Source organism: Pseudomonas machongensis, from assembly GCF_034961125.1.
Lineage (GTDB): Bacteria > Pseudomonadota > Gammaproteobacteria > Pseudomonadales > Pseudomonadaceae > Aquipseudomonas > Aquipseudomonas machongensis.
Genome location: NZ_JAYFUI010000187.1, coordinates 601,487 through 623,262 on the forward strand (window position 1 = coordinate 601,487; position 21,776 = coordinate 623,262).

The window sequence follows — 21,776 nt, forward strand, 5'->3', positions numbered from 1 at the left end:
TCAGCCCTTGGCCGCCATCGCCGTCACTTCGACCTTCATCCCTTCGAACGCCAGCGAGGCCACGCCCACCGCCGCACGCACTGGCCATGGCTTGGCGAAGAAGCGCTGGTACACCTCGTTGAATGCCGCACGATCGGCCATGTCGGTCAGGTAGATGGTCAGGTGCAGCACGCGGTCCATCGAGCTGCCCGCACGCTCCAGCGCGTCCTTGAGTGCCTGCAGCGTGCATTCGCTCTGGGTGACGATATCGCCCAGCTCAAGCTCGCCATCGGCGCGCACCGGGACCTGGGTGGTGACCAGGATACCGTTGTACTCGGCGACATCGGAGGAGATGGACGCGGCGTCCGCATCGGGGGTAAAGGTGATACCAGTCTGGGCCATGAACGACTCTGCCTTGCTTTGGAAGTGAAAGCGCAAGCCTACGCGAGCCGCGGCCCCGGTCGCAAATGCATTGAAATGATGCGACTCGGCCTTCAGAATCGCGCCGATTCTCATGCAAGGGGTTGGCGTTGAACGAACAGACATTGTCGCAGCGGCTGGAACGCGTGGCGGCTCACATCCCGCCAGGGGCGCGCCTGGCCGATATCGGTTCCGACCACGGCTTTCTCCCGGTGGTCCTGGTATTGCGTGGCGCCATCGAGGCCGCAGTGGCGGGCGAGGCGGCGGCAGGGCCTTGCGAGTCAGCCCGGCGCAATGTGCGCCGCAACGGGCTGGACGCGCGCATCAGCGTGCGCCTGGCCAACGGTCTGGCCGCCATCGAAAGCGATGATCGCATCGACACCATCAGCCTCTCGGGCATGGGCGGGGAAACCATCGTCGAGATCCTCGAGGCGGGCAAGGCGAGGTTGCAGGATGGGCAGCGCCTGGTGCTGCAACCCAATGGCGGCGAACAACCGCTGCGCCAGTGGTTGATGGACAACGGCTATCGGATTGTCAGCGAAGAGGTGCTGCGAGAAAACCGCTTCGACTACGAGATCATCGTCGCCGAGCAGGCCGACTCGGTGAGCTACAGCCCGCAGGAGCTATTGTTCGGCCCCTTGCTCATGCGCGAGAAAAGCGCGGCGTTCATCAACAAGTGGCAGCGCATGCGGCGCCAGCGTCAACAGGCATTGGCCAACTTCGAACGGGCCAGGGAAGTGCCTCAGGACAAGGCCCGGGCTTTTGCGATGCACATCGACTGGATCGACCAGTTGCTGGCCTGAAGCTCATTGCTGCGAGCAGTTGCCCATTTCGCGGTAGGCGATCTTGTGGGTCTGGCCCTGATGGTCAACGTAGACCATGTGCGCCGTGCCGACCTGGCAATCGGCAGCGTTACTGGCCGGGGTGATCGACACCACCTTGGCGACATCCAGCGGCATACCGTATTCGTAAGCCTGCCTCTCGGCAGACGGCGTGCGAGGCTGCTCGGCGAAGGCGGCAATGGGCAGGAGGGCGCTACACAGCGCAAGTGCGGCGATCGAGCGTTTCATGATGAACTCCAGATGAGGTTTCCCTCATGATCCATTCATTGGTGTTTCACAATAAATGGGCTGGACCGTGATAGATTCCTGCCTTCAAGGTATGAATCACGCTGGAGCGTCACTTCATGGACATGCTGCACGCAATGCGCACTTTCGCCCGGGTCGTGGAGTGCGGCAGCTTCGCCGCAGCCGCCAATGCGCTGGACATTTCGGCGGCGCAGGTGTCGCGGATCGTCGCCGAACTGGAAAACCAGTTGCAGACTCGCCTGCTGCATCGCACCACCCGGCGGCTGCGCATGAGCGAGGCGGGGGAGCGCTTTCTCGAACGCTCGCGCCAGATCATGCTGTTGACCGAAGAGGCCTTCGACGAAGCACGCGGCGCCCACCTCACGCCCCGCGGACGCCTGCGCGTGCATTGCAGTCATGGTCTGGGTCTGCTGATGATGCCGTTGGTGGCACGCTACAACGCCTCGTGCCGTGAAGTGGTGATGGAGCTTACCCTGTCCCAGCGCAACCCCGACCTGCTCGCCGAAGGGCATGATGTGGTCATTGCCATCGGCCAGGGCCTGCCGGACTCGCAACTGATCGCCATCCCGCTGGGCAGTATCTACAGCGTGCTGTGTGCATCCCCCGACTACCTGGCCCGTCACGGCGTCCCCAAGCGCCCCGAGGACCTGCACGAGCATGTCTGCCTGCGCACGGTCGATCCGCTGTTCGAGGAGGACTGGCCCTTCGGTGACGCGCCGGACAGCTGCGTGATTTCCCCCCAGGACACCTTTCTCACCAATGTGGCCGATGCGATGGTCAAGGCGACCGAGCTCGGCATGGGCATTGGCCTGTTGCCCTATTACTCGGCCAGCCAGGCACTGGAGGACGGGCGCCTTTGCCGACTGCTAGCCCCGCATCGGTTGCGGCAACGGGAGATCTATGCGATCTACCCGTCGCGGCACTATCTCGATGCCAAGGTGCGTACCTGGCTGGACTTTCTCAAGGAGCAGTTGCCGGTGCTGTTCCAGGCGCATGAGCGGCTGGTCGATGACCCACGCTGCTGGCGCTAGGGCTTACCGGCTGTCCTGATCCTCGGCACTGCCACCGGTTGCCCCTGCGCCGCTGCCGGTAGCCTCGCCAGTGCTGCTCGAGCCACCGGTGCTGCCGTCGGCCGCGTCGGAATTGCTGCCGGTATCACTGCTGTCGTTACCCTTGCTGCCGCCAGGGCTGTTGACGCTGCTGCCGTCGCCGGCGGTCTCGCCCTGCGTGGCGGGGGCCTTGTGGTCGGAGTGATTGGTGTCGGTTGCGGCGAAGCTGGCACTGGAAGCCAGCCCCAAGGCGAGGAAGAAAAACAGCGGGCGCATGTGAGCCATGGTGAATCTCCTACGAGGATGATCGTCCTTCGTTCGGCTGCGCGCAGAGGGCAGGGTGCCCGTCGAGCGACGGGCGGTCGTGGGGATGCCATGCAGCCCCACGTGCGCACTTCGATCAGGCAGGCTCGGAGCGCGCGAGCGGGGCGCTTTCACCCGTAACGGCATCGACGATCGGCGGATGATCCTGCGCGGCGTGGATCAGTTCCTCGGTCATGCGCAACTCGGCGCCGGTTGGCGAGAAGGTCGCGGTAGGCGCGAAGGGGGCCGGATGCTCGGGCGCCGGGCGCTTGCCACGCCGCCAGACGAAGAAACTGACCATTGCCAGGTTGATCACGGCGAAGGCCCAGAACAGCCCGGCCTCGCCATAGGAGGTCATCACCGGCGAGATCGCCAGCGGGCTCATCGCCGAACCGAGCGAGTTGATCAGCAGCAGACCCTGGATCATCGGCACCAGCGCATCCATCGGCGCGCGGTCGGCGGCATGGCTGACCGCCACCGGATACACCGCGAACACACCACCACCCAGCAGGAACAATACCGCTGGCAGCCACGCCGAGGTGGAGGGCAACAGCAGGATGACCAACGACAGCACGACGCACAGCGTACCCAGGGCGATCAACACATCCTGGCGATCCTTGCGGTCGGACCAGCGCCCGACCGGGTACTGCAGCAGCATCGCGCCCAGGATCACCCAGGCCATCATGCGCCCGACTTCACCGACATCCAGGCCAATACGCTGCAGGTACAGCGGCAGCAGCGCATATACCGCAGCAATCGCCACACCCGAACCAAAGCAGCCGACCAGGCCGCTCGGCGTCACGCCCAGCAATTGTCGCGGCTTGAGCGGCTCGACCTGCTCCAGCAACGACGATACCCGCGGCAGGATCACGATCGGCAGTACCGACAGCGCCGCCAGCATGCCCGCAACGGTGAACGGCGCACTGGCGCCCAGGCTCACCAGCTCGCCGAGCATCGCCTGGCCCAGCACGCCCGCGCCGTAGAGCGCGATCATGTACAGGGCCAGCAGGCGTCCACGAATCTTCGCGTCACCGGCCAGCAGCAGCCAGCTTTCGATCACCAGGAACACGCCGACCGTGGCCCAGCCGTTGAGCAGGCGCAGGGCGAACCAGCCCCAGGTGTCGACGAACAGACCCTGCAACAGAATGGTTGCGGCAATCAGCGAAGCGAAACTGCTGTAGGCACGGATGTGGCCAATGCGCAGGATCAGCCGGTCGTTGAAGATGGCGCCGAGGGTGAGCCCGATGAAGAAGCCCGACGAGACGATACCGATCATCGTTGCCGATTCACCGGCTTCGCCGAGGCGCAGGGTGGTCAGGGAATACAGCAGGCCATTGCCCAGGGCAATGATGAACAGCCCGAGCAGGGGTGCCAGCGCCATCGCCAGCAAACGCGGAGACATACGTACCTCAAGTGATCGATCAGCGAATGAACCTCTTCGACCACACGCGTCTGACCAGACCTCGAAGGAGTGGGGCTGCACGTAAGTGCCAGGGCGGGGATGCGACCAGGGCAAGACTCAACCGCAGACTCGGAGCACGAGATCGGGCGGGGTCGGTTGAGCCTGTTGCACATGCGCGATGTGGCTGAGGCACGGACGTTGTCATTGCTGCCGGTAGCCACCGTACGAGGCGACTGGGCGAAAAGGCGCGGCATTCTACGCCCGCGCCCCATCACTTGCCAAAGCCCTTGAGGTGCGACAGGAGGCCGCACCCTCTGCTGAATCAGGACGAAGGTTTGGCCGCTGTGTCCTGGCCGCTGTTGCTGTTGACCTGGGCGTCCTGCTGGGCGGTCTTGGCGGCTTCGCGCTTGGCCACCATGTCTTTGCTCTGCTGCTGTTGCAGGGCCCAGCGGGCATGGTGTTCCTGCAGGCGCTCGGCGCCGCCTTCGGCGAAGGCGGAGGTTACGGCGGTGGCGGCCAGCAGGGCCAGGGCATAGCGCAGGGATTTCATGGTTTGACTCTCCATCGTAGTTTGATTCTTCAAGGGCCTTGCAAGAGCGGCCGATGGAGAGAGCATGGAGCGCCAGGATTTTCTCAGGATTAACAACAATCAGATGTTCGACCGTTGGTCGCCTTGGTTTTGCGGTGTCTTCGGTTGCCAGGCAGGCGATGGCCGCGGACCTGGCAACCGAATGGCCTCAGTGTTTCGGCAAGTCCCGCGTGCGCAGTTTTTCCGGCAAGGCGAACAACAACAGCACCGCTGTCACCAGGCTCGTGGCAGCGATCAGATACAGCGCAGGCGTGGTGCTGCCCGACAGATCGCGAATACGCCCCACCAGTACCGGGCTGACGATCCCGCCCAACTGCCCGAGTGTATTGATCAGCGCGATGCCACCGGCAGCCCCGGCGCCTGCGCCAGCCAGCAACTTCGGCGGCAGCGCCCAGAAGCTCGGAATGGCCGCCACCACACCGGCACCCAGCAGACCGAGGGAGACGATCAACAACGGCGTGTGGTCATCGAACAGCCCGGCGCACAGGAAGCCCAGGGCACCGAGGCTGATCAACCCGGCGGTAAACCAGCGCCGCTCGCCGGTCGCATCCGACCACCGGCCACACACCACCATGGTGATTGCCCCGCAGACATAGGGCACAGCCGTCAGAAGGCCAATCATCGACGGGTTCTCCGTCCCTGTGCTGCGAATCAGCTGAGGTGCCCAGAAATTCAAGCCGTAGGAGGCGATCTGAATCAGGAAGTAGATCAACCCGAGCATCAGGAAACCGGGGATGCGGATCGCCTGCAGCAACGAACCCTTTCCATGGGCGGCCTGTGCCGGCTCGATGCGCGAGCGCAGCAACTGTTTTTCCTTGTCGCTGAGCCAGCCGGCGTCCTCGATGCGGTCCTTGAGCTGGGTCAGCACCAGCAAGCCAAGCGCTACGCAGGGCAGGCCGCCCAGCAGAAACAGCCAGTGCCAGCCACGCATCTGCATGACGCCGTCAAGATGACCGAGCACCAGGCCCGAGAACGGCGCGCCGAACAGCCCGGCGAAGGCCGACGCCAGGAACAGCAGCGAGGTGATGCGGCCACGGAAATGCTGCGGGAACCACAGCGTCAGGTAGTACAGCACGCCGGGTGCGAAACCGGCTTCCATGGCGCCGATGATGAAGCGCAGGGCATAGAACTGCCATTCGCTGGTGACGAACACCATGGCGGCGGTGGCCAGGCCCCACGAAATCATGATCCGCGCGATCCAGCGGCGGGCACCAACCTTGTACAGCATCAGGTTGCTCGGCACCTCGAACAGCACGTAGCCCACCACGAACAGGCTCGCCCCCAGGCCGTAGGCGGTGTCGCTGAAACCGAGGTCGGTCTGCAACTGGAACTTGGCGAAACTGATGTTGATGCGGTCGAAGAAGGCGAACAGATAACACACCATGATCAACGGCATGAGGCGCCAGGCGACCTTGCGGACCAGGGCTTTTTCGCTGTCGGCGCCATCGGTGGCACCCAGCGGCAGGGCGGAAAGGGTCATTGATGTTCTCCAGTCGGGCCGCCCTGTGGGCGGCCTTGTTGTTCTTGTTGTCTGGCGGGGCCACGGCCCCTTGGGTGTAGCGAAGAATCAGGCGGGCAAACCGGCCGGCAGTGGGTGCAGGTCGCAATTGCGTCCGGCTTTGACCAGTTGCCCCGGCACCTCGTGGCCGAGCAGCGCAGGCAGGCTGCGCGACATCTTCAGCAGGCCGTCGAGGTCGATGCTGGTAGGGATGCCCGTCTCGATGCACAGGTTGACCAGATCCTCGCTGCAGATGTTGCCCGATGCCCCCGGCGCGAACGGGCAGCCGCCCAGCCCGCCGAGCGCGGCATCGAAGCGCCGCGCACCGGCTTCGTAGGCGGCCAGCACATTGCACAGGCCCAGCCCACGGGTGTTGTGAAAGTGCAACGTGAGCATCGATGCCGGCAGGCGCTCCAGGCTGCGCCGCACCAGGCGCGCGACCTGACGCGGATTGGCCATGCCAGTGGTATCGGCCAGGGTCACACCCTGCACACCCAGCGCCAGGTAGGCGTCGAGCAGGCGCAGCACCAGGTCTTCCTCGACGGCGCCTTCGAACGGGCAACCGAACGCAGTGGCGACACTGGCGTTGAGACTCACCGCCCGACCTTGCACGGCCTGGACGATATCGCCAAAGCCTGCCAGCGACTGTTCGCGGCGCATGCGCATGTTGGCCAGGTTGTGCGACTGGCTGGCCGACAGCACCAGGTTCAGCTCGTCGGCGCCGGCAGCCAGTGCGCGCTCGGCGCCTTTGAGGTTGGGGATCAGGGCGACGTAGACCACACCTGGCTGACGCTGGATGCCACGGAAGACCTCATCACCATCGCGCAGCGCCGGGATCGCCTTGGGCGAAACGAACGAGCCCGCTTCGATGCGGCTGAAACCAAGCTGCGACAAGCCATCGATCAGGCGGATCTTGTCTTCGGTCGGCACCCAGGTCGGTTCGATCTGCAGGCCGTCACGCGGGGCAACTTCCTGCACCACCAGCAGGTCTGCGTGGTTGTCGCTCATTGCACCACCCCCTTGGCCCGCAGGCCGATGATTTCGTCGGGGCTCAAACCCAGCCCGGCCAGCAGTGCATCGGTGTGTTCGCCCAGCGCCGGGCCTTGCCAGTCGACGCGACCGGGCGTATCCGAAAGCTTCGGCACGATACCCGGCATGCGCACCGGCGTACCGTCGGGCAGCTGGCTGTCCAGCAGCATGTCGCGGGCCTGGTAGTGCGGGTCGTTGACGATGTCGGCAACCGAATAGATGCGCCCGGCCGGGACCTCGGCGGCGTCCAGCGTGGCCAGTACCTGGTCGATCGGGTGGCGGCGAGTCCAGGCCTCGATCGCGTCGTCGAGCAGTGCCGATTGCGCGGCGCGCCCATCGTTATGGGCAAAGGCTTCGGCCTCGCCCAGGTCCGGTCGGTCGATGGCCTGCATCAGGCGCCGGAAGATCGGGTCGCTGTTACCGGCGATCACCACGAAGGCGCCGTCGGCGGTGCGGTAGGTGTTCGACGGCGCGATGCCGGGCAGGGCACCACCGCTGCGTTCACGGACATGCCCCAGCAGGTCGTACTCCGGCACCAGGCTTTCCATCAGGTTGAACACGCTTTCCACCAGCGATACATCGACCACCTGACCGACACCGCCATTGGCACGCACGTTGAACAGCGAGAGCAGGGCACCCATCACCGCGTGCAACGAGGCCAGCGAGTCGCCCAGGCTGACGCCTGCCCGCGCCGGTGCCGAACCCTGTTCGCCGGTGGTGTAGCGAATACCGCCCATGGCCTCGCCTATCGCACCGAAGCCTGGCCGGTCGCGATACGGGCCGCTCTGGCCATAGCCGGAGATCCGCACCAGGGTCAGGCGTGGATTGAGCGCGTGCAGCACGTCCCAGCCCAGGCCGAGCTTTTCCAGCGCGCCGGGGCGCAGGTTCTCGATCAACACGTCGGTGTCGGCCAGCAGGCGCTTGACGATGGAAAGGCCTTCAGCGGCCTTCAGGTCGAGGGCCAGCGACTTCTTGTTGCGTGACTGCAGGTACCACCACAGTGAGGTGCCGTCGTGCAGCTTTCGCCACTTGCGAAGCGGGTCGCCCTGGCCCAGGGCCTCGATCTTGATGACTTCGGCGCCGAACTCACCGAGCAGGCGAGCGGCGAAGGGGGCGGCGATCAGCGTGCCTATTTCCAGGACCCTGATGCCTTGTAGCGGGGCAGGCATGGTGCGTACCTCATTGTTCTTGGACTTTGAGGTAGAGGCTACGACTGGCGCTTGGAACGCACCAATCCTGTGTCGGCAACAACCGTTCGCCAAATGCGAAGGGTAGGGGCGACACCCCTCAGCCGCCAGGCTCAGCCGCGCGCAAATGCTCGAACAGCAAGCGGCTCACCGGTGACAGCGACTCAAGGTCCCGCGCCACCAGCAGCAACTCACGCTCGGCCCAGTCGTCGCTCAGCGCCACCGCACGCAACCCCAGCGCACCGCCAAACAACTCGAAGGCCTTGCGCGGCAGGATTCCCACGCCCATGTCAGCCTGCACCATGCGGCACACTGCATCGAAACTGGGGACATGAATACGCAGGCGCAAAACCCGCCCGGCGCGGCGAGCGGCCTCGTGGGTACGCATGTTGATGGAGCTCGCCGAGTGCAGGCCGACAAAGTCGTTGTCCAGGGTTTCGGCGAAGTCCACCTGCGCCTGGTCTGCCAATGGATGCCCTTCACGCACCACCAGCACCAACTGGTCGCGTCTGTAGCGCACCTTGAGCAGGTCGCGGGTGTCGCTGTCGCTGGAGCAGATACCCAGGTCCGCCACGCCATCGAGCAACCCCTGGATCACGCCATTGCTGGGCCGCTCCTCCAGGTCCACCTTGATCCGTTCGTGTTCTGCGGCGAACAGCGCCAGGTCCTCGGGCAGAAACTGGATGATCGCCGACAGGTTGGCGAGCATCCGCACGTAGCCGCGCACTCCCTGCAAGTGCTCGCCCAGTTCCAGGCCGATCTTCTCCAGGTTGAACAGCATGCGCCGGGCGTGGTGCAGCAGGGTTTCCCCGGCCGGGGTCAGGCTCATGCCACGGGCCTGGCGGGCGAACAGCGGCGAGCCGAGCGCTGCCTCCAGCTCGTTGAGGCGCTTGCTTGCCGCCGACAATGCGATCGCCTCGCGAGCCGCAGCACGGGTCAGACTACCTTCCTCGTGGATGGCGACGAACAACTGCAAGGTCACCAGGTCAAGACGACGGATGAGGTTGTTCAATTGCATGGTCAGGCGCCCTTACTTGCCCGCTGAAGCCGTGCGCGAGCGCAGCAGCGTCGCCAGCCCCACGGTCAGCACCACCGCCAGCCCCACAGCGAGCAGGAAGGTCAGGGCGATACCCAGGTGCGGCAGCAGCGCGCCAAGGCCCAGGTAGAAGGCAATCACCCCGACAGCGCCGATGGCGTTGCCACGGATCATCCCGGCCATGGAGAAGCGCCCGCCCTGGACATGGGAGAACACCACCAGTGGCCAGGCGATCACCGGAATCGGCGCGAGCATGCCGCTGACGGCAGGCCCCAGCCAGCTCGCCGCGCCTGTGGTGAGCATCAGCAGGCCGGTGGCGGCGACCATGCGCATGGGGATTTCCCACCAGCGCGCCTTGATCTGCGCAAGCTGCGCCGGGCGCGGCTCGCGGGCCGTGGCCCAGACCAGCAGCACCACCAGGCACAAGGCGACAACGATCGATATCGGCAGATTGCCCCAATGGGTCAGTACATAGGCTGCCACGCCGTACAGCGCGAGCGACACCACTGCCGTGAGGGCCACGCCAAGCTTGCGGCTGGCGAACAGGTAGCAGGCATAGCTGGCCTGGACCGCCGCCAGCCCGCCGAGTGCGCCCGGTATGGCGTTCAGGGAGAAGGCAGAGCCTTGTTCCAGGCACAGGAAGATCATGACCAGCGCCGAGGTGATCGGCATGCCAGAGAGCAAGCCGCCGAGCAATCCTCCCCAGCGCCGCGAGGCGAGGGAGACGGCCCACATCAGAAGGGGAGTGACAACGAGCTTGAGGTAGAAGAGCGTCATGACGGCAGGCGGTCCGGTTGTTCTTGTCTGGCCGCAGGGCTGAGCCTGCGGCCGCGACATTGTCGATCATCCTCTGCGCCAATGACACCGCTTTGTTTCAGCGACTGGCGTCGAGCACTACCCGGTAGCGCGCCTTGCCGCTGCGCAGGTGGTCGATCGCCGCGTTGACCTGGCTCATCGCAAACTGCTCGACCTGGGGAACGATCTGGTGGCGGGCGCAGAACTCGAGCATTTTCGCCATCGCCGCCGGGGAACCGACCGGCGAGGCGGACAGGCTTTTCTGCTGGAGCATGAGGTTGAACACATGCACCGGGATCGCCCCGGGCACCACACCGACGAAGTTCACCCGACCGCGGGTACCGAGGGTGCCGATCATGGCGGTCCAGTCCAGGTCGGCATTGGCCGTCACCAGGAGAAAGTCGAGGGTGCCGGCGATACCCTTGAGCGCCCGGCTGTCGGTGGAGGCCACCACCTTGTGCGCGCCCAGGCGCCTCGCTTCATCCTGCTTGTTCAAGGATGAGGTGAACGCGGTCACTTCGCAGCCCCAGGCATTGAGAAACTTCAGCGCCAGGTGCCCCAGCCCGCCGATGCCGACCACCCCGACGCGATCGGTGGGTTTGACACCGAATGACAGCAGCGGGTTGAACACCGTCGAACCGGCACAGAACAAGGGGCCGACAAGGGCAGGGTCGAGGCCGTCCGGCAGTGGGATGGCCCAGGCCCAGTGCGCTCGCAGGCGGTCGGCGAAACCGCCGTTGCTGCCGATGATCGTCGGCCGGGCCGAACCACACAGGTTGTGCGAGCCTTCCCTGCACGGCGCGCAGTGCATGCAACTGCCTTTGTACCAACCGATCCCGACCCGCTGTCCAACTTGCAGCCCCTTCACTCGATCACCAACCTGTTCGATGCGCCCGACTACCTCGTGGCCAGGAATGAACGGGTACTGGGTCAGCCCCCATTCGTTGTCGATCATCGATTGGTCGGAGTGGCAGACGCCGCAGTACTCGACCACGACCTGCACCTCGTCAGCGGCCAACGGGCCCGGGTCATAGCTGTGCCGCTGCAGCGGCGCTCCCGGCGCGGTGGCGGCCCAGCCGCTGAATGACGGGGTTTGGGTGGGATTGCTCATGGGACACCTCCAGGGGCTTGGCGAGTGTTTTCGAAGCCTGGAAAGTGTAGTGCAGGGGCAGAGAAGCTACAGCGGCCCACTTCAATACTGAAATCACTATCGCCATTTACAAAAATATATAGCGAGTAGTGATGGAGGGACGACCCCGCTTCAAGCCCGGCCTGCACGCCGGGTTCCACACAGCGGAACCACATTCGATTGTCGCCGCCGCGCCGTCAGGTTTATCTGGCAGCACCTGCGGCCTGCCTCTCGTGCCGCAATCCCCGAGCGAATAACAAAAGCGGGACTGCAACCCGCGCGAGGAGATGCCCGATGACCACATCCAAACACCCGCACATCCTGGCCTGGCTCGCTGACGTTGCCGGCGAGCTTCAGGCACTGCGCCAGGATATCCATGCCCACCCTGAACTGGGCTTCGAGGAGAATCGCACTTCGTCGCTGGTCGCCCAAACCCTGCGCGATTGGGGCTACGAGGTCCACACCGGGATTGGCCGCACCGGCGTGGTCGGTGTGCTGCGCAACGGCAGCAGCACGCGCCGCCTGGGGCTGCGCGCCGACATGGATGCGTTGCCGATCGTCGAGGCCACGGGCGCGGCCTACAGCAGCCGACACCCGGGTTGCATGCATGCCTGCGGACACGACGGTCATACCGTGATGCTGCTCGGCGCTGCTCGCTACCTGGCGGCGACCCGGCGTTTCGACGGCACCCTGACACTGATCTTTCAGCCGGCCGAGGAGGGGCAGGGCGGCGCCGAGGCGATGCTCGCCGATGGCCTGCTCGAGCGTTTCCCCTGCGATGCGCTGTTCGGCATGCACAACATGCCGGGGCTGGCCGCCGGGCACCTGGGGTTTCGCGAAGGAGCGATGATGGCTTCCCAGGACCTGCTGACCGTCACCCTGGAGGGCGTCGGTGGTCATGGTTCGATGCCGCACCTGACCGTCGACCCACTGGTTGCGGCCGCCAGTGTGGTGATGGCGCTGCAGACCGTGGTGGCGCGCAACATCGATGCCCAGGAGGCGGCAGTGGTTACCGTCGGTGCGCTGCAGGCTGGCGAGGCGGCCAACGTCATTCCGCAGCAGGCCTTGTTGCGCCTGAGCCTGCGTGCGCTCGATGGCGAGGTCAGGCGCCTGACCCTGGAGCGCGTACAGGCGATCATCCACACCCAGGCCAAGAGCTTCGGCTGCCACGTGAGCATCGAACACCGGCCTGCCTACCCGGTGCTGATCAACCATGCCGCGGAAAACGCCTTCGCCCGCCAGGTCGGTATCGAGCTGCTCGGAGAAGCCGCCGTCGATGGCAATACCCGCAAGCTGATGGGCAGCGAAGACTTTGCCTGGATGCTGCAACGCTGCCCCGGTGCCTACCTGTTCATCGGCAACGGCGTGGATCGGCCGATGGTGCACAACCCCGCCTACGACTTCAACGACGACATCCTGCTGACCGGGGCCGCCTACTGGAGCGCGCTCACCGAGCGCTGGCTAGCCCCGGCCTGAGCGCTTCTTCATTGACTGCCGCTGGAGCCCGCATCCCTGCGGGCGTTCCTCACATCTGGTTTCTGGAGAACTTCCCATGCACGCTACGAACGCAGGCGCATCACGCACCCGGCAAGTGGTCGCGGCCGTCATCGGCAATGCGCTGGAATGGTATGACTTCATCGTGTACGGCTTTCTGGCCAGCATCGTCGCTCGTCAGTTCTTTCCCTCCGACGATGACTACGCCTCGCTGCTGATGGCCCTGGCGACCTTCGGCGTCGGTTTCTTCATGCGCCCGGTGGGTGGCGTGTTGCTGGGCATGTATGCCGACCGCAAAGGGCGCAAGGCCGCCATGCAACTGATCATTCGCCTGATGACCCTGTCCATTGCGATGATCGCCTTCGCCCCCAACTACCTGGCCATCGGCATGGGCGCTCCTATGCTCATCGTGGTCGCGCGGATGCTGCAGGGCTTCGCCACGGGCGGTGAATACGCCAGCGCCACGGCATTTCTGGTGGAGAGCGCGCCGGCGCACCGCAAGGGGCTCTATGGCTCCTGGCAACTGGTCGGGCAATGCCTGGCGGTGTTCTCCGGGGCGTCGATGGTCGCGCTGGTCACCCATTTGTGTTCACCCGAGGCGCTGGACGCCTGGGGCTGGCGAATTCCCTTCGTGTTCGGCTTGCTGATCGGCCCGGTGGGGTTGTGGATTCGCAAGCACATGCAGGAGCCCGAGGAGTTTCTCGAGGCGCGCAAGCAAGCCAAGGACCAGGCCCCGAGCCTGTGGCAGGTGCTACGTACGCATCGTCGGGCGCTGTTGGTGTCCATGGGCCTGGCCAGTGGCGCGACCGTTTCCTTCTATGTGGTGCTGGTGAACATGCCGACTTTCGCCCACAAGAGCCTGGGGTTGCCACTGGACCAGGTGCTGTTGGTGCAGATGCTCGCGGTGGGCCTGATGACGGTGGTGATTCCGTTCTCCGGCGCGCTGTCCGACCGTATTGGCCGCCGACCGGTGCTGATGGCCTTCACCCTGGGCTTTTTCCTGATGGTCTACCCGTTGCACCTGTGGGTCGCCGCGGCACCTTCGGTAGAGCGCCTGCTGGTGATGCAACTGGCCCTGTGCAGCATGATCGGCGGTTTCTACGGGCCGGCACCCACGGCGCTGGCCGAGCAATTCCCCGTCGCCGTCCGCTCAACGGGAGTGTCGGTGGCGTATAACGTGGCAGTGATGCTGTTCGGCGGTTTCGCGCCGCTGATCGTCACCTGGCTGACCAAAGTCTTGAACACGCCTGTGGCGCCGTCGTTCTACGTACTGTTCGCCTGCGTGCTGACACTGCTGGGCACCTATTGTCTGAAAGAAGCCGTGCGGCCCCGCGCACCCGACGTCATTGAACTTGGAGTAAAACCGTGAAACCGCTAGATCTCGACCCTGTCGTCGCGCTGGATGCCAGCGAGCTGTCCCGGGCGATCCATGCTCGCCAGGTTTCCTGCCGTGAGGTGATGCAGGCCTACCTTGCGCACATCGAGCGGTTCAATCCGCAGGTCAACGCCCTGGTTTCATTGCGTCCGGCACGGCAACTGCTCGAGGAGGCCGACGCGCGCGACCGCGAGCTCGACCGTGGCCAGTCCTGCGGCTGGATGCATGGCATGCCCCAGGCAATCAAGGACCTGGCCGCCACGGCTGGCCTGCGTACCACCTTGGGCTCGCCGCTGTTCGCCGAGCAGGTGCCGCAGCAGGACGCCATCAGCGTGGAGCGGGTTCGGCGCAGCGGCGCGATCATCCTCGGCAAGAGCAACGTGCCGGAGTTCGGCCTCGGTTCGCAGACCTACAACACGCTGTTCGGCACCACCACCAACGCCTACGACCCCAGCCGGGTGGCCGGCGGCAGCAGCGGTGGGGCGGCGGTAGCATTGGCCATGCGCTTGCTGCCAGTGGCTGACGGCAGCGACATGATGGGCTCGTTGCGTAACCCGGCGGCGTTCAACAATGTGTTCGGCTTGCGCCCGTCACAGGGCCGCGTGCCCCATGGCCCGGCGCCTGAGGTGTTCGTCCAGCAACTTGCCACCGAAGGCCCGATGGGGCGCAGCGTTGTCGACCTCGCGCGATTGCTGGCGGTACAGGCGGGTTACGACGCGCGGGCACCGTTGTCGATCAACGAAGGTGCTCAGGACTTCGCCGCCGATTTGCAGCAGGACTTCAACGATGTGCGGATCGGCTGGCTGGGTGACTACAACGGTTACCTGCCCATGGACGATGGCGTGCTGAGCCTGTGCGAAAGCGCACTGAGCGAATTCGAGAGCCTGGGGTGCAAGGTCGAGACCTGTCAGCCGGACTATCCGCTGGAGCGCCTGTGGCAATGCTGGCTGACCCATCGCCACTTTCTGGTGCACGGTAACCTCGCAGCTGCCTACGCCGACCCACGTCGGCGCGCGCTGCTCAAACCCGAAGCGCAATGGGAAGTCGAGGGCGGCCTGCAACTGAGCGCCGCCGCGCTCTACGAGGCGGCGCTGGCGCGCAGCGACTGGTACCGGGCGATGGCAGGGTTGTTCGAGCGTTACGACTTCCTGCTGCTGCCGTCGGCCCAGGTGTTTCCTTTCGATGCACAGCAGCCTTGGCCGCAGGTCGTGGGTGGGCGGACGATGGACACCTATCATCGCTGGATGGAAGTGGTGATCGGCCCGACCCTGGCCGGGCTGCCGAGCATCAGCGTACCGGTCGGCTTCAATGATCAGGACCTGCCGATGGGGCTGCAGATCATCGGCCCGGCCCAGGCGGACCGCGAAGTGTTGCGCCTGGCCTATGCCCACGAGCAACTGACACGTTGGGTCGAGCGCTGTCCGCCACCGAGCCTGCTGGCGCGCTGAAGCCCTTGCAGGCGCGTATCTTGCTGGGCAATGTGACGAACCTGGTGCAGACACGGAGGCGAACGAACATGAGCGGCAACGGGGACGGCAGTGGCGTGCGCTCGGTCGAGCGGGCGTTGACGATCATCGAATTGCTGGGTGAGCACCAGGCCCTGGGGCTGGAGGAACTGCACTACCTGACGGCGTTACCCAAGGCCACGGTGTCGCGCATGCTCGCCACCCTGCAGGAACAGGGCTGGACCTACCGCGGCCTGAGCGATCGGCGCTACCGCCTGTGCGCCCGGCGCCTGTTCGGCGACGGCCAGTTGCGCTTCAAGCGGCAGATGGTCGAAAGCGCAGCGCCCCTGTTGCTGGAGCTCAGCGAGCGCACCGGGCTGGTCGCCGACTTGTCATGCTTCGACGGCCAGCGCCTGGAAGTGATGGAAAGCGCGATTCCCCAGGTGCTGCGCAAGCGTTATCCGAACAACTGCCAGATCGTCGGCCACCACGCCAGCCTGTTCCACTCGGCGATGGGCCGCGCCTGCCTGGGCGAACTGGCCCCCCATGAAGTGCAGCGCCTGGCCGAGTATGCGCATGTTGGTGATGACGCGATGTTGCGGGCCATCGAGGACGAAACCCAGCGCGGCTTTGCCCGGCGCACCGAGGGTCATTGGGAATATCCGGTGCGCCTGCCGTTTCTGATCCGCGCCATCGCCTTGCCGGTTCACACGCAAGGGCGACTGGTCGGAAGCATCGCCCTGCACTGGCCGTTGGACCAGGCACCGGTGGAGCGGGTGCTGGGGTTGCACCTGGGCAGCCTGACGACCACCGTTGGCCAGGTACAGCAAGCGCTGGCCTGAGCCATTTTCTGCATCGTGCTGAAAGTGTTATCGGGCTATGCGGCTGTTTCCCGGCCATCGCTTCGGTAACACTGGGCGCAACTCAAACGTGTTGGAGATGTGACGATGGGTGCGCAGGTAACGAACAATCCGCTGGTGTCGATTGCAGTGCTCAAGGCCCGCGAGGGCAGGGCGCTGGCATTGAAGCAGGCGTTGCTGGAACTGATCGAACCGACCCGCGCGGAGCCGGGCAACTTGGACTATGTGCTGTTCGAGGGCAAGGATGAGCCGGGGACGTTCTACATGCGCGAGGCGTTCGTCGATCAGGCTGCGCTCGATGCGCATTTCGCCGCGCCGTATTTCCAGCGGTTTGCGGCGCAGAGCGAAATGCTGCTGGGTGAGCCGCTGCGTTTGATCTTTCTGGAGCAGGTTTCTGATCGCTGATCGGTGGTAGGGGGGCGGTAAAAGACAGTTGGCTCCCACAGGTGTGTTTTTTTTGTCCTGTTGGAGCGGGCTTGCCCGCGAAACAGACACCGCGCTGCCTGGCACGGGCTGCGCCCGTGTTCGCGGGCAAGCCCGCTCCTACAGGGATTGGCCAGGACAGCTGCGGCCCTCCAGCTCAGCCGATCATTCCCACTCGGCCTTGCCGATCGCCAGTCCGTGCATGCCGTTGTAACTGGCGCGCTTGGGCTGCGTCCAGCCCTCCAGCAGGCCGTCGTCGAGCTTGTAGATTTCTACCCCCAACGGTCGGCAGACCGACAGCGGGTCCTGTGCCTCAGGCCCCCACATCGGCAATGAGAGGTCACCGCCCGGGCAGGTGGACAGCGCGCACAGCACATCGATTTCGGCGAAGAACTCCAGGTAATCACCCTGCTTGGCCGGGCAAGCCTTCATGAAGTACATGTCGTCATGGTTCAGGCCGGTGCACTGGAAGATGTTCAGCACATCGTGTACGTCGAACTCGGTCAGCCCATGGGGCAGCACGGCGCGGGTGAGGTTGGAGTGGCAGTGGTGATGGAAGTCCTCACCCGTGAGCATCTTGTTCACGTAGGGATCGCAACGGGTGCCGAGCAGGTCATGCAGGCGCCCGCCGTGCTCGTCGATGCCATAGTCGGCCAGGCTGTCGTCGGTGATGGTCACCAGCGGGCGCAGGAACGGCAGATTCGACCACAGTCGGTCGTAGGTGGTGACGTGGGCACCCTGCAACTGGCGGGTGCGCGCCGCCCACAGGCGCTCACGCGGGTCGTTGGCGTTCCAGATGTTGAAGTCGCCGACCTGCGGGCCGACCGGGGTGGTGACGCGGAACACATGGCCGGCCGGCACCTTCCAGGCGCGGCCGGTGCGGATCGGCACTTCGAATGTCTCGATCAGGGTGCGGGCGTCCTTGCGTTCGCGCACGCGGTCATAGAAAGGCTTGTCGACCTGCAGGGCAGCGCCTTTGCTGACCTGGTAGGCGGCGGGGTAATCCTTGTACATGGGTAGGTCTCCGGTTTCAGGAACGGGGTGGATGGCTGAACAGGTCGAGCAGGGCGTGCTCGGAGTCGTCCAGGTAACGGGTCATGGCTTCGGCGGCGTCGTGGCGCAAGCCATCGGCGAGCAGGTCGTGGATCTCCCGGTCGCGCTCCAGCCAGGGGCTCTGGAAGTTCTTTTCATCGGGCGCAACGGCGAACACCAGACGCATCTGCGCAGCGATATTGGTGAAGAAGGCATCCAGCAGCGGGCTGCGCAGCAAGCCGACGATGTGCTGGTGAAAGCGCAGGCTGTGGGTGCCGAAGGCCTGCCAGTCTTCGCGATCACGGGCAAGTTCGGCGGCCTCGATGGCGTCGAGCATGCGGTCGGACTGGTATTCGCGCAGCGGCTTGCTGCCATGGATCGCCTGCACCTCGAGTGTTCGGCGCACGAGGAAGATATCGCGCACCTCGGCGATACCCAGCCTGCGCACCATCACGCCCTTGTTGCGCACATAGGTGGTCAGGCCTTCATGGCCCAACTGGTGCAGGGCCTCGCGTACGGTGTTGCGCGAAGCGTTGTAGCGGCCGGTGAGCTCGGCCTCGACCAGCGGCATGCCTGAGACCAGGCGGCCGCCGATGATGTCCTCGCGCAGTTCGAGGGCCACCTGGTCGGCCAGGGGCAGGCTTTCGCCGGTTTTTTCCGGGGATTTGCTGCTCATGCCAGTTGCACGTCCTTGAGGAAGCGGCCCATGCGCTCGCTGCGGTTGTCGAGCAACTCGCGCGGCGCACCGGCCTGGATGATCTCCCCGCGTTCCATGAAGACCACGCGGTCGGAGACCTGGAAGGCGAACTTCATTTCATGGGTGACGATGACCATGGTCATGCCCTCGCGGGCGAGGTCCTCGATTACCTTGAGCACATCACCGACCAGTTCCGGATCAAGCGCCGAGGTCGGCTCGTCGAACAGCATCACCTGCGGGCGCATCGCCAGTGCCCGGGCAATCGCCACCCTTTGCTGTTGCCCGCCGGAGAGCTGGTGCGGGTACTTGCCGGCATGCTCGCGCAGGCCGACCTTGCTCAGCAGCGCCAAGCCAAAGGCGCGTAGCTCGGAGTCGCTGGCATGGCCATGGTGACGCGGGGCGAGCATCACGTTCTCCAGCACGGTCTTGTGCGGGAACAGGTTGAAGCCCTGGAAGACCATGCCCACCTGGACGATGCCCTCCATGTGCACGCGACTGCCAAGGCTGCCGCCGTCTTCGTCACGCCCGCGCAGGAAGGGTGCGCCACACAGTTCGACCTGGCCACGATCCAGGGCCTCCAGGCCGTTGAGGGTACGGATCAGCGTAGTCTTGCCCGACCCCGAAGGCCCGATGATCGACACCACTTCGCCGAAGCGGATGTCCAGGTCGATGCCCTTGAGCACTTCCAGCTGGCCATAGTGCTTGCGTGCGCCGAGCACCCGCAGGGCGAAGTCGCCTTGCCTGGGGGCGGCCTCGCGCCGGACAGGCGCCGGTTGCGCCGGGCCATCGGCGATGGCCTTGGGCTGACGCCGGGTGACGTCAAGGTGCTGCTCAAGCCGACGCAACAGGTAACTGAACACCGTGACGATCAGCACGTAGTAGAAGGCGACCGCGAGCATGGTCTCCATCACCAGGAAGTTCTGCGTGTACAGCTGCTGGCCGACCAGCAGGATTTCCGACAGCGAGATCACCGACACCAGCGAGGTCAGTTTGACGATGGTGATGTACTCGTTGGCCAGGGTCGGCAATGCCACCCGCAACGCTTGTGGAATCACGATCAGGCGCTGCACACCGGTGTAGCGGATACCCAACGCCTTGCCGGCCTCGAGTTGCCCCTTGGCCACGGCGAGCAGGCCGCCGCGATGAATCTCGGCGATATAGGCCGACTCGCTCAGCATCAGGGCGATCAGGCCGGCGGCATAGGGGTTGGAGAGCAGCACGCTGGTCCCCGGGAATACCTGCGGCAGGTTGTAGACGAAGATCAGCAGCACCAGCAGCGGCAGGCTGCGGAAGAACCAGATGTACAGTGCCGCGCCGCGGTTCAGGGCGCGGTTGCTCGACTGCCGCGCCAGCGCCAGGACAAAGCCGAAGACGATGCCCAGCAGCCAGGTCTCGACGCTCAACTCCACCACAGTGCCGACCGCCTTCCAGAAGTCGCCGTTGACCAGCAGGCCGGCGGCATAATCCCAATCGAATTGCATGCTCGACGCTCCTGCTTACTGCGCTGGCGCTTGAGGATTCTGGCCCAGGGCCTGGGCCACTTCGGCTGGGCTGGGCTCGCCAAGGTTGTAGCGGCTCAACAGCGTCTGGTATTCGCCACTGTGCTTCATGGCCTCGAAGCCCTGGCGCAGTTCAGCGAGCAGCGCATCGTTGCCCTTGCGCACCGCCAGGCCGATGACTACGGGGTAGATCAGCTCGTGGGAGCTGATCACCACCCGACCCTTGAGCTTGTCGGCGGTGATGGCCGCCACCGCGGCGTCTTCGAACTGCACATCGACCGCCTTGGCCAGCAGGGCCTGGGCTGCCTCCGGGGAAGTGGGGAATTCACGCGAGTCGATCGGCGCCTGGCCGTTGGCCTCGCAGTGGCTTTTGGAGAGCGCCATCAGCTTGGGAATCCACGACCCACCCTTGATCGAGCCAATGCGCTTGCCGCACAGGTCCTGGGGCGCTTGCGGGCGGAAACTGTCATCGGCACGCACCATCAGCGAGGCACCGCTTTTGAGGTAGGGCAGGAAATCGACCTGCGCCGAGCGCTCCGGGGTGACGTAAAGGGCCGAGGCGACCACATCGAAGCGTCGAGCGTTTACGCCCATCACCAGGTTGGCAAAGCGGGTGTCCTGAAACTGGGGAGCGAGCTTGAGGTGCTGGCCGAGCAGGGTCATGAACTCAGGGTCGAAGCCGGCAGGCTTGCCTTGGTCGAGGTAGGTGTAGGGCGGGTAGGTGAGGTCCGAGCCGATGGACAGGCGATCGGACTGCAAGGTGCCGTCGGCGGCTTGTGCGGCGGCACTGAGGGTCAGGGCGAGGGTAAGGGCTGTTGCTCGGGACATGAAGGACGCTCCACTAATGATTGTTCAACAATCGTTGTGGAATCATTTATCAATACTCGTGCCAATGATGGCCTTGGGGGATTGAGGACTGCCCGCGAATAACTGCAGCGCCTGCTTCGCGGGCAAGCCCGCTCCTACAAAAGTACCGCATCGTCCACAAGGCAATGCCCCACCTCGCTCCCTGTAGGAGATTCTATGGTTCTCAGCAAGCCAGTTTCGCCCCTTTGGTGACGTATTCGTCCTGATTTTTCATCAGGGCGAATGCCACCCGCGCGAGCTTTCTTGCCAGGATTACCAGAGCTTGGGTCGTTGCTTTACCCGTGCTCAGATGCTGTTCATAAAGTCCCTTCCAAGCGGCAGATCTGCTGGCAGCCATCGCAGCGTTATGCAATAAGCGACGAATTTCTGAGCAACCTCGCTTGGTAAGGCGGCGGCGTCCATTCTTCTGTCCGGAATCATTAACTCGTAGATCCATTCCCAGGAATGCAATGTACGAGTCACTGCTTTTGAACTCGCCCCTCACAAAAGCCATCACCAATGCTGTCGCTGTGAGAAAACCAATGCCCTCTACTGCTTGGCAGCGAGCGACCTGCTCCTGCAGCCCAGCCTCTCGCAGCAC

23 protein-coding genes are annotated in these 21,776 nt (G+C 64.7%); 7 read left to right on the forward strand and 16 right to left on the reverse strand.

Features of this window, described 5'->3' with window-relative positions:
- A complete protein-coding gene (locus tag VA602_RS21610; RefSeq protein ID WP_054891401.1) occupies positions 1-381 on the reverse strand; it encodes a RidA family protein in 381 nt (126 codons plus the stop codon).
- Between the two features lie 128 nt (positions 382-509).
- Here VA602_RS21610 and VA602_RS21615 point away from each other — a divergent pair, with 128 nt between their 5' ends.
- Complete coding sequence (locus VA602_RS21615) at positions 510-1,202, forward strand: tRNA (adenine(22)-N(1))-methyltransferase (RefSeq protein ID WP_323454284.1); 693 nt, start codon at positions 510-512, stop codon at positions 1,200-1,202.
- A 3-nt stretch (positions 1,203-1,205) separates the two neighbouring features.
- On the opposite strand, the gene VA602_RS21620 is transcribed toward VA602_RS21615, so the two are convergent.
- The gene (locus VA602_RS21620) at positions 1,206-1,469 is read right to left on the reverse strand and encodes a DUF2790 domain-containing protein (protein ID WP_323454285.1); all 264 of its coding nucleotides are present in this window, start codon (positions 1,467-1,469) and stop codon (positions 1,206-1,208) included.
- A 116-nt stretch (positions 1,470-1,585) separates the two neighbouring features.
- Between VA602_RS21620 and VA602_RS21625 the strand changes: the two genes are divergently transcribed.
- Entirely contained in the window at positions 1,586-2,518 is a 933-nt protein-coding gene (locus tag VA602_RS21625; protein WP_054891404.1) for a LysR family transcriptional regulator, read from the forward strand.
- A gap of 3 nt (positions 2,519-2,521) precedes the next feature.
- Here VA602_RS21625 and VA602_RS21630 read toward each other — a convergent pair whose 3' ends face one another.
- From VA602_RS21630 to ahr, 9 genes are all read right to left on the reverse strand, one after another.
- Positions 2,522-2,821, reverse strand: coding sequence for a hypothetical protein (locus VA602_RS21630; RefSeq protein ID WP_323454286.1), 300 nt, complete (start codon positions 2,819-2,821; stop codon positions 2,522-2,524).
- 115 nt (positions 2,822-2,936) lie between these two features.
- A complete protein-coding gene (locus tag VA602_RS21635) occupies positions 2,937-4,241 on the reverse strand; it encodes an MFS transporter (RefSeq protein WP_323454287.1) in 1,305 nt (434 codons plus the stop codon).
- A 322-nt stretch (positions 4,242-4,563) separates the two neighbouring features.
- The gene (locus tag VA602_RS21640) at positions 4,564-4,791 is read right to left on the reverse strand and encodes a hypothetical protein (RefSeq protein ID WP_323454288.1); all 228 of its coding nucleotides are present in this window, start codon (positions 4,789-4,791) and stop codon (positions 4,564-4,566) included.
- A gap of 187 nt (positions 4,792-4,978) precedes the next feature.
- Positions 4,979-6,310 carry an MFS transporter gene (locus tag VA602_RS21645; protein WP_323454289.1) on the reverse strand — a complete coding sequence of 444 codons (1,332 nt, stop codon included), beginning with the start codon at positions 6,308-6,310 and terminating at the stop codon, positions 4,979-4,981.
- Positions 6,311-6,397: 87 nt separating this feature from the next.
- Positions 6,398-7,336, reverse strand: a complete 939-nt coding sequence (locus VA602_RS21650) for a hydroxymethylglutaryl-CoA lyase (protein ID WP_323454290.1) — start codon at positions 7,334-7,336, stop codon at positions 6,398-6,400.
- Positions 7,333-8,526 (reverse strand): CaiB/BaiF CoA transferase family protein, encoded by a 1,194-nt coding sequence (locus tag VA602_RS21655; protein ID WP_323454291.1) that lies wholly within the window; start codon positions 8,524-8,526, stop codon positions 7,333-7,335. The genes VA602_RS21650 and VA602_RS21655 overlap by 4 nt, the downstream gene beginning before the upstream one ends.
- A 118-nt stretch (positions 8,527-8,644) precedes the next feature.
- A complete protein-coding gene (locus VA602_RS21660; RefSeq protein WP_054891411.1) occupies positions 8,645-9,562 on the reverse strand; it encodes a LysR family transcriptional regulator in 918 nt (305 codons plus the stop codon).
- 12 nt (positions 9,563-9,574) lie between these two features.
- On the reverse strand, positions 9,575-10,357 hold the full coding sequence (locus VA602_RS21665) for a hypothetical protein (RefSeq protein WP_323454292.1): 783 nt from the start codon (positions 10,355-10,357) through the stop codon (positions 9,575-9,577).
- 97 nt (positions 10,358-10,454) lie between these two features.
- On the reverse strand, positions 10,455-11,486 hold the full coding sequence (ahr, locus tag VA602_RS21670; protein WP_323454293.1) for an NADPH-dependent aldehyde reductase Ahr: 1,032 nt from the start codon (positions 11,484-11,486) through the stop codon (positions 10,455-10,457).
- A gap of 312 nt (positions 11,487-11,798) precedes the next feature.
- Between ahr and VA602_RS21675 the strand changes: the two genes are divergently transcribed.
- From VA602_RS21675 to VA602_RS21695, 5 genes are all read left to right on the forward strand, one after another.
- On the forward strand, positions 11,799-12,980 hold the full coding sequence (locus tag VA602_RS21675; RefSeq protein ID WP_323454294.1) for a M20 aminoacylase family protein: 1,182 nt from the start codon (positions 11,799-11,801) through the stop codon (positions 12,978-12,980).
- A gap of 76 nt (positions 12,981-13,056) precedes the next feature.
- On the forward strand, positions 13,057-14,367 hold the full coding sequence (locus tag VA602_RS21680) for a citrate-proton symporter (protein WP_323454295.1): 1,311 nt from the start codon (positions 13,057-13,059) through the stop codon (positions 14,365-14,367).
- Positions 14,364-15,821, forward strand: coding sequence for an amidase (locus VA602_RS21685; RefSeq protein ID WP_323454296.1), 1,458 nt, complete (start codon positions 14,364-14,366; stop codon positions 15,819-15,821). Before VA602_RS21680 ends, VA602_RS21685 begins: the two co-directional genes overlap by 4 nt.
- Positions 15,822-15,889: 68 nt before the next feature.
- Positions 15,890-16,660: an IclR family transcriptional regulator gene (locus VA602_RS21690; RefSeq protein ID WP_323454297.1), complete on the forward strand. Its 771-nt coding sequence runs from the start codon at positions 15,890-15,892 to the stop codon at positions 16,658-16,660.
- Positions 16,661-16,765: 105 nt separating this feature from the next.
- The gene (locus tag VA602_RS21695; RefSeq protein WP_054891418.1) at positions 16,766-17,083 is read left to right on the forward strand and encodes a putative quinol monooxygenase; all 318 of its coding nucleotides are present in this window, start codon (positions 16,766-16,768) and stop codon (positions 17,081-17,083) included.
- 183 nt (positions 17,084-17,266) lie between these two features.
- On the opposite strand, the gene VA602_RS21700 is transcribed toward VA602_RS21695, so the two are convergent.
- From VA602_RS21700 to VA602_RS21720, 5 genes are all read right to left on the reverse strand, one after another.
- The gene (locus VA602_RS21700; protein WP_323454298.1) at positions 17,267-18,115 is read right to left on the reverse strand and encodes an urea carboxylase-associated family protein; all 849 of its coding nucleotides are present in this window, start codon (positions 18,113-18,115) and stop codon (positions 17,267-17,269) included.
- Between the two features lie 16 nt (positions 18,116-18,131).
- Entirely contained in the window at positions 18,132-18,809 is a 678-nt protein-coding gene (locus VA602_RS21705; protein WP_323454299.1) for a GntR family transcriptional regulator, read from the reverse strand.
- Positions 18,806-20,311 carry an amino acid ABC transporter permease/ATP-binding protein gene (locus tag VA602_RS21710; RefSeq protein ID WP_323454300.1) on the reverse strand — a complete coding sequence of 502 codons (1,506 nt, stop codon included), beginning with the start codon at positions 20,309-20,311 and terminating at the stop codon, positions 18,806-18,808. The genes VA602_RS21705 and VA602_RS21710 overlap by 4 nt, the downstream gene beginning before the upstream one ends.
- 15 nt (positions 20,312-20,326) lie before the next feature.
- A complete protein-coding gene (locus tag VA602_RS21715) occupies positions 20,327-21,157 on the reverse strand; it encodes an ABC transporter substrate-binding protein (RefSeq protein WP_323454301.1) in 831 nt (276 codons plus the stop codon).
- A gap of 202 nt (positions 21,158-21,359) precedes the next feature.
- Positions 21,360-21,776, reverse strand: a 417-nt coding sequence (locus tag VA602_RS21720; protein WP_323454302.1) for a transposase, incomplete at its 5' end; no start/stop codon positions are given.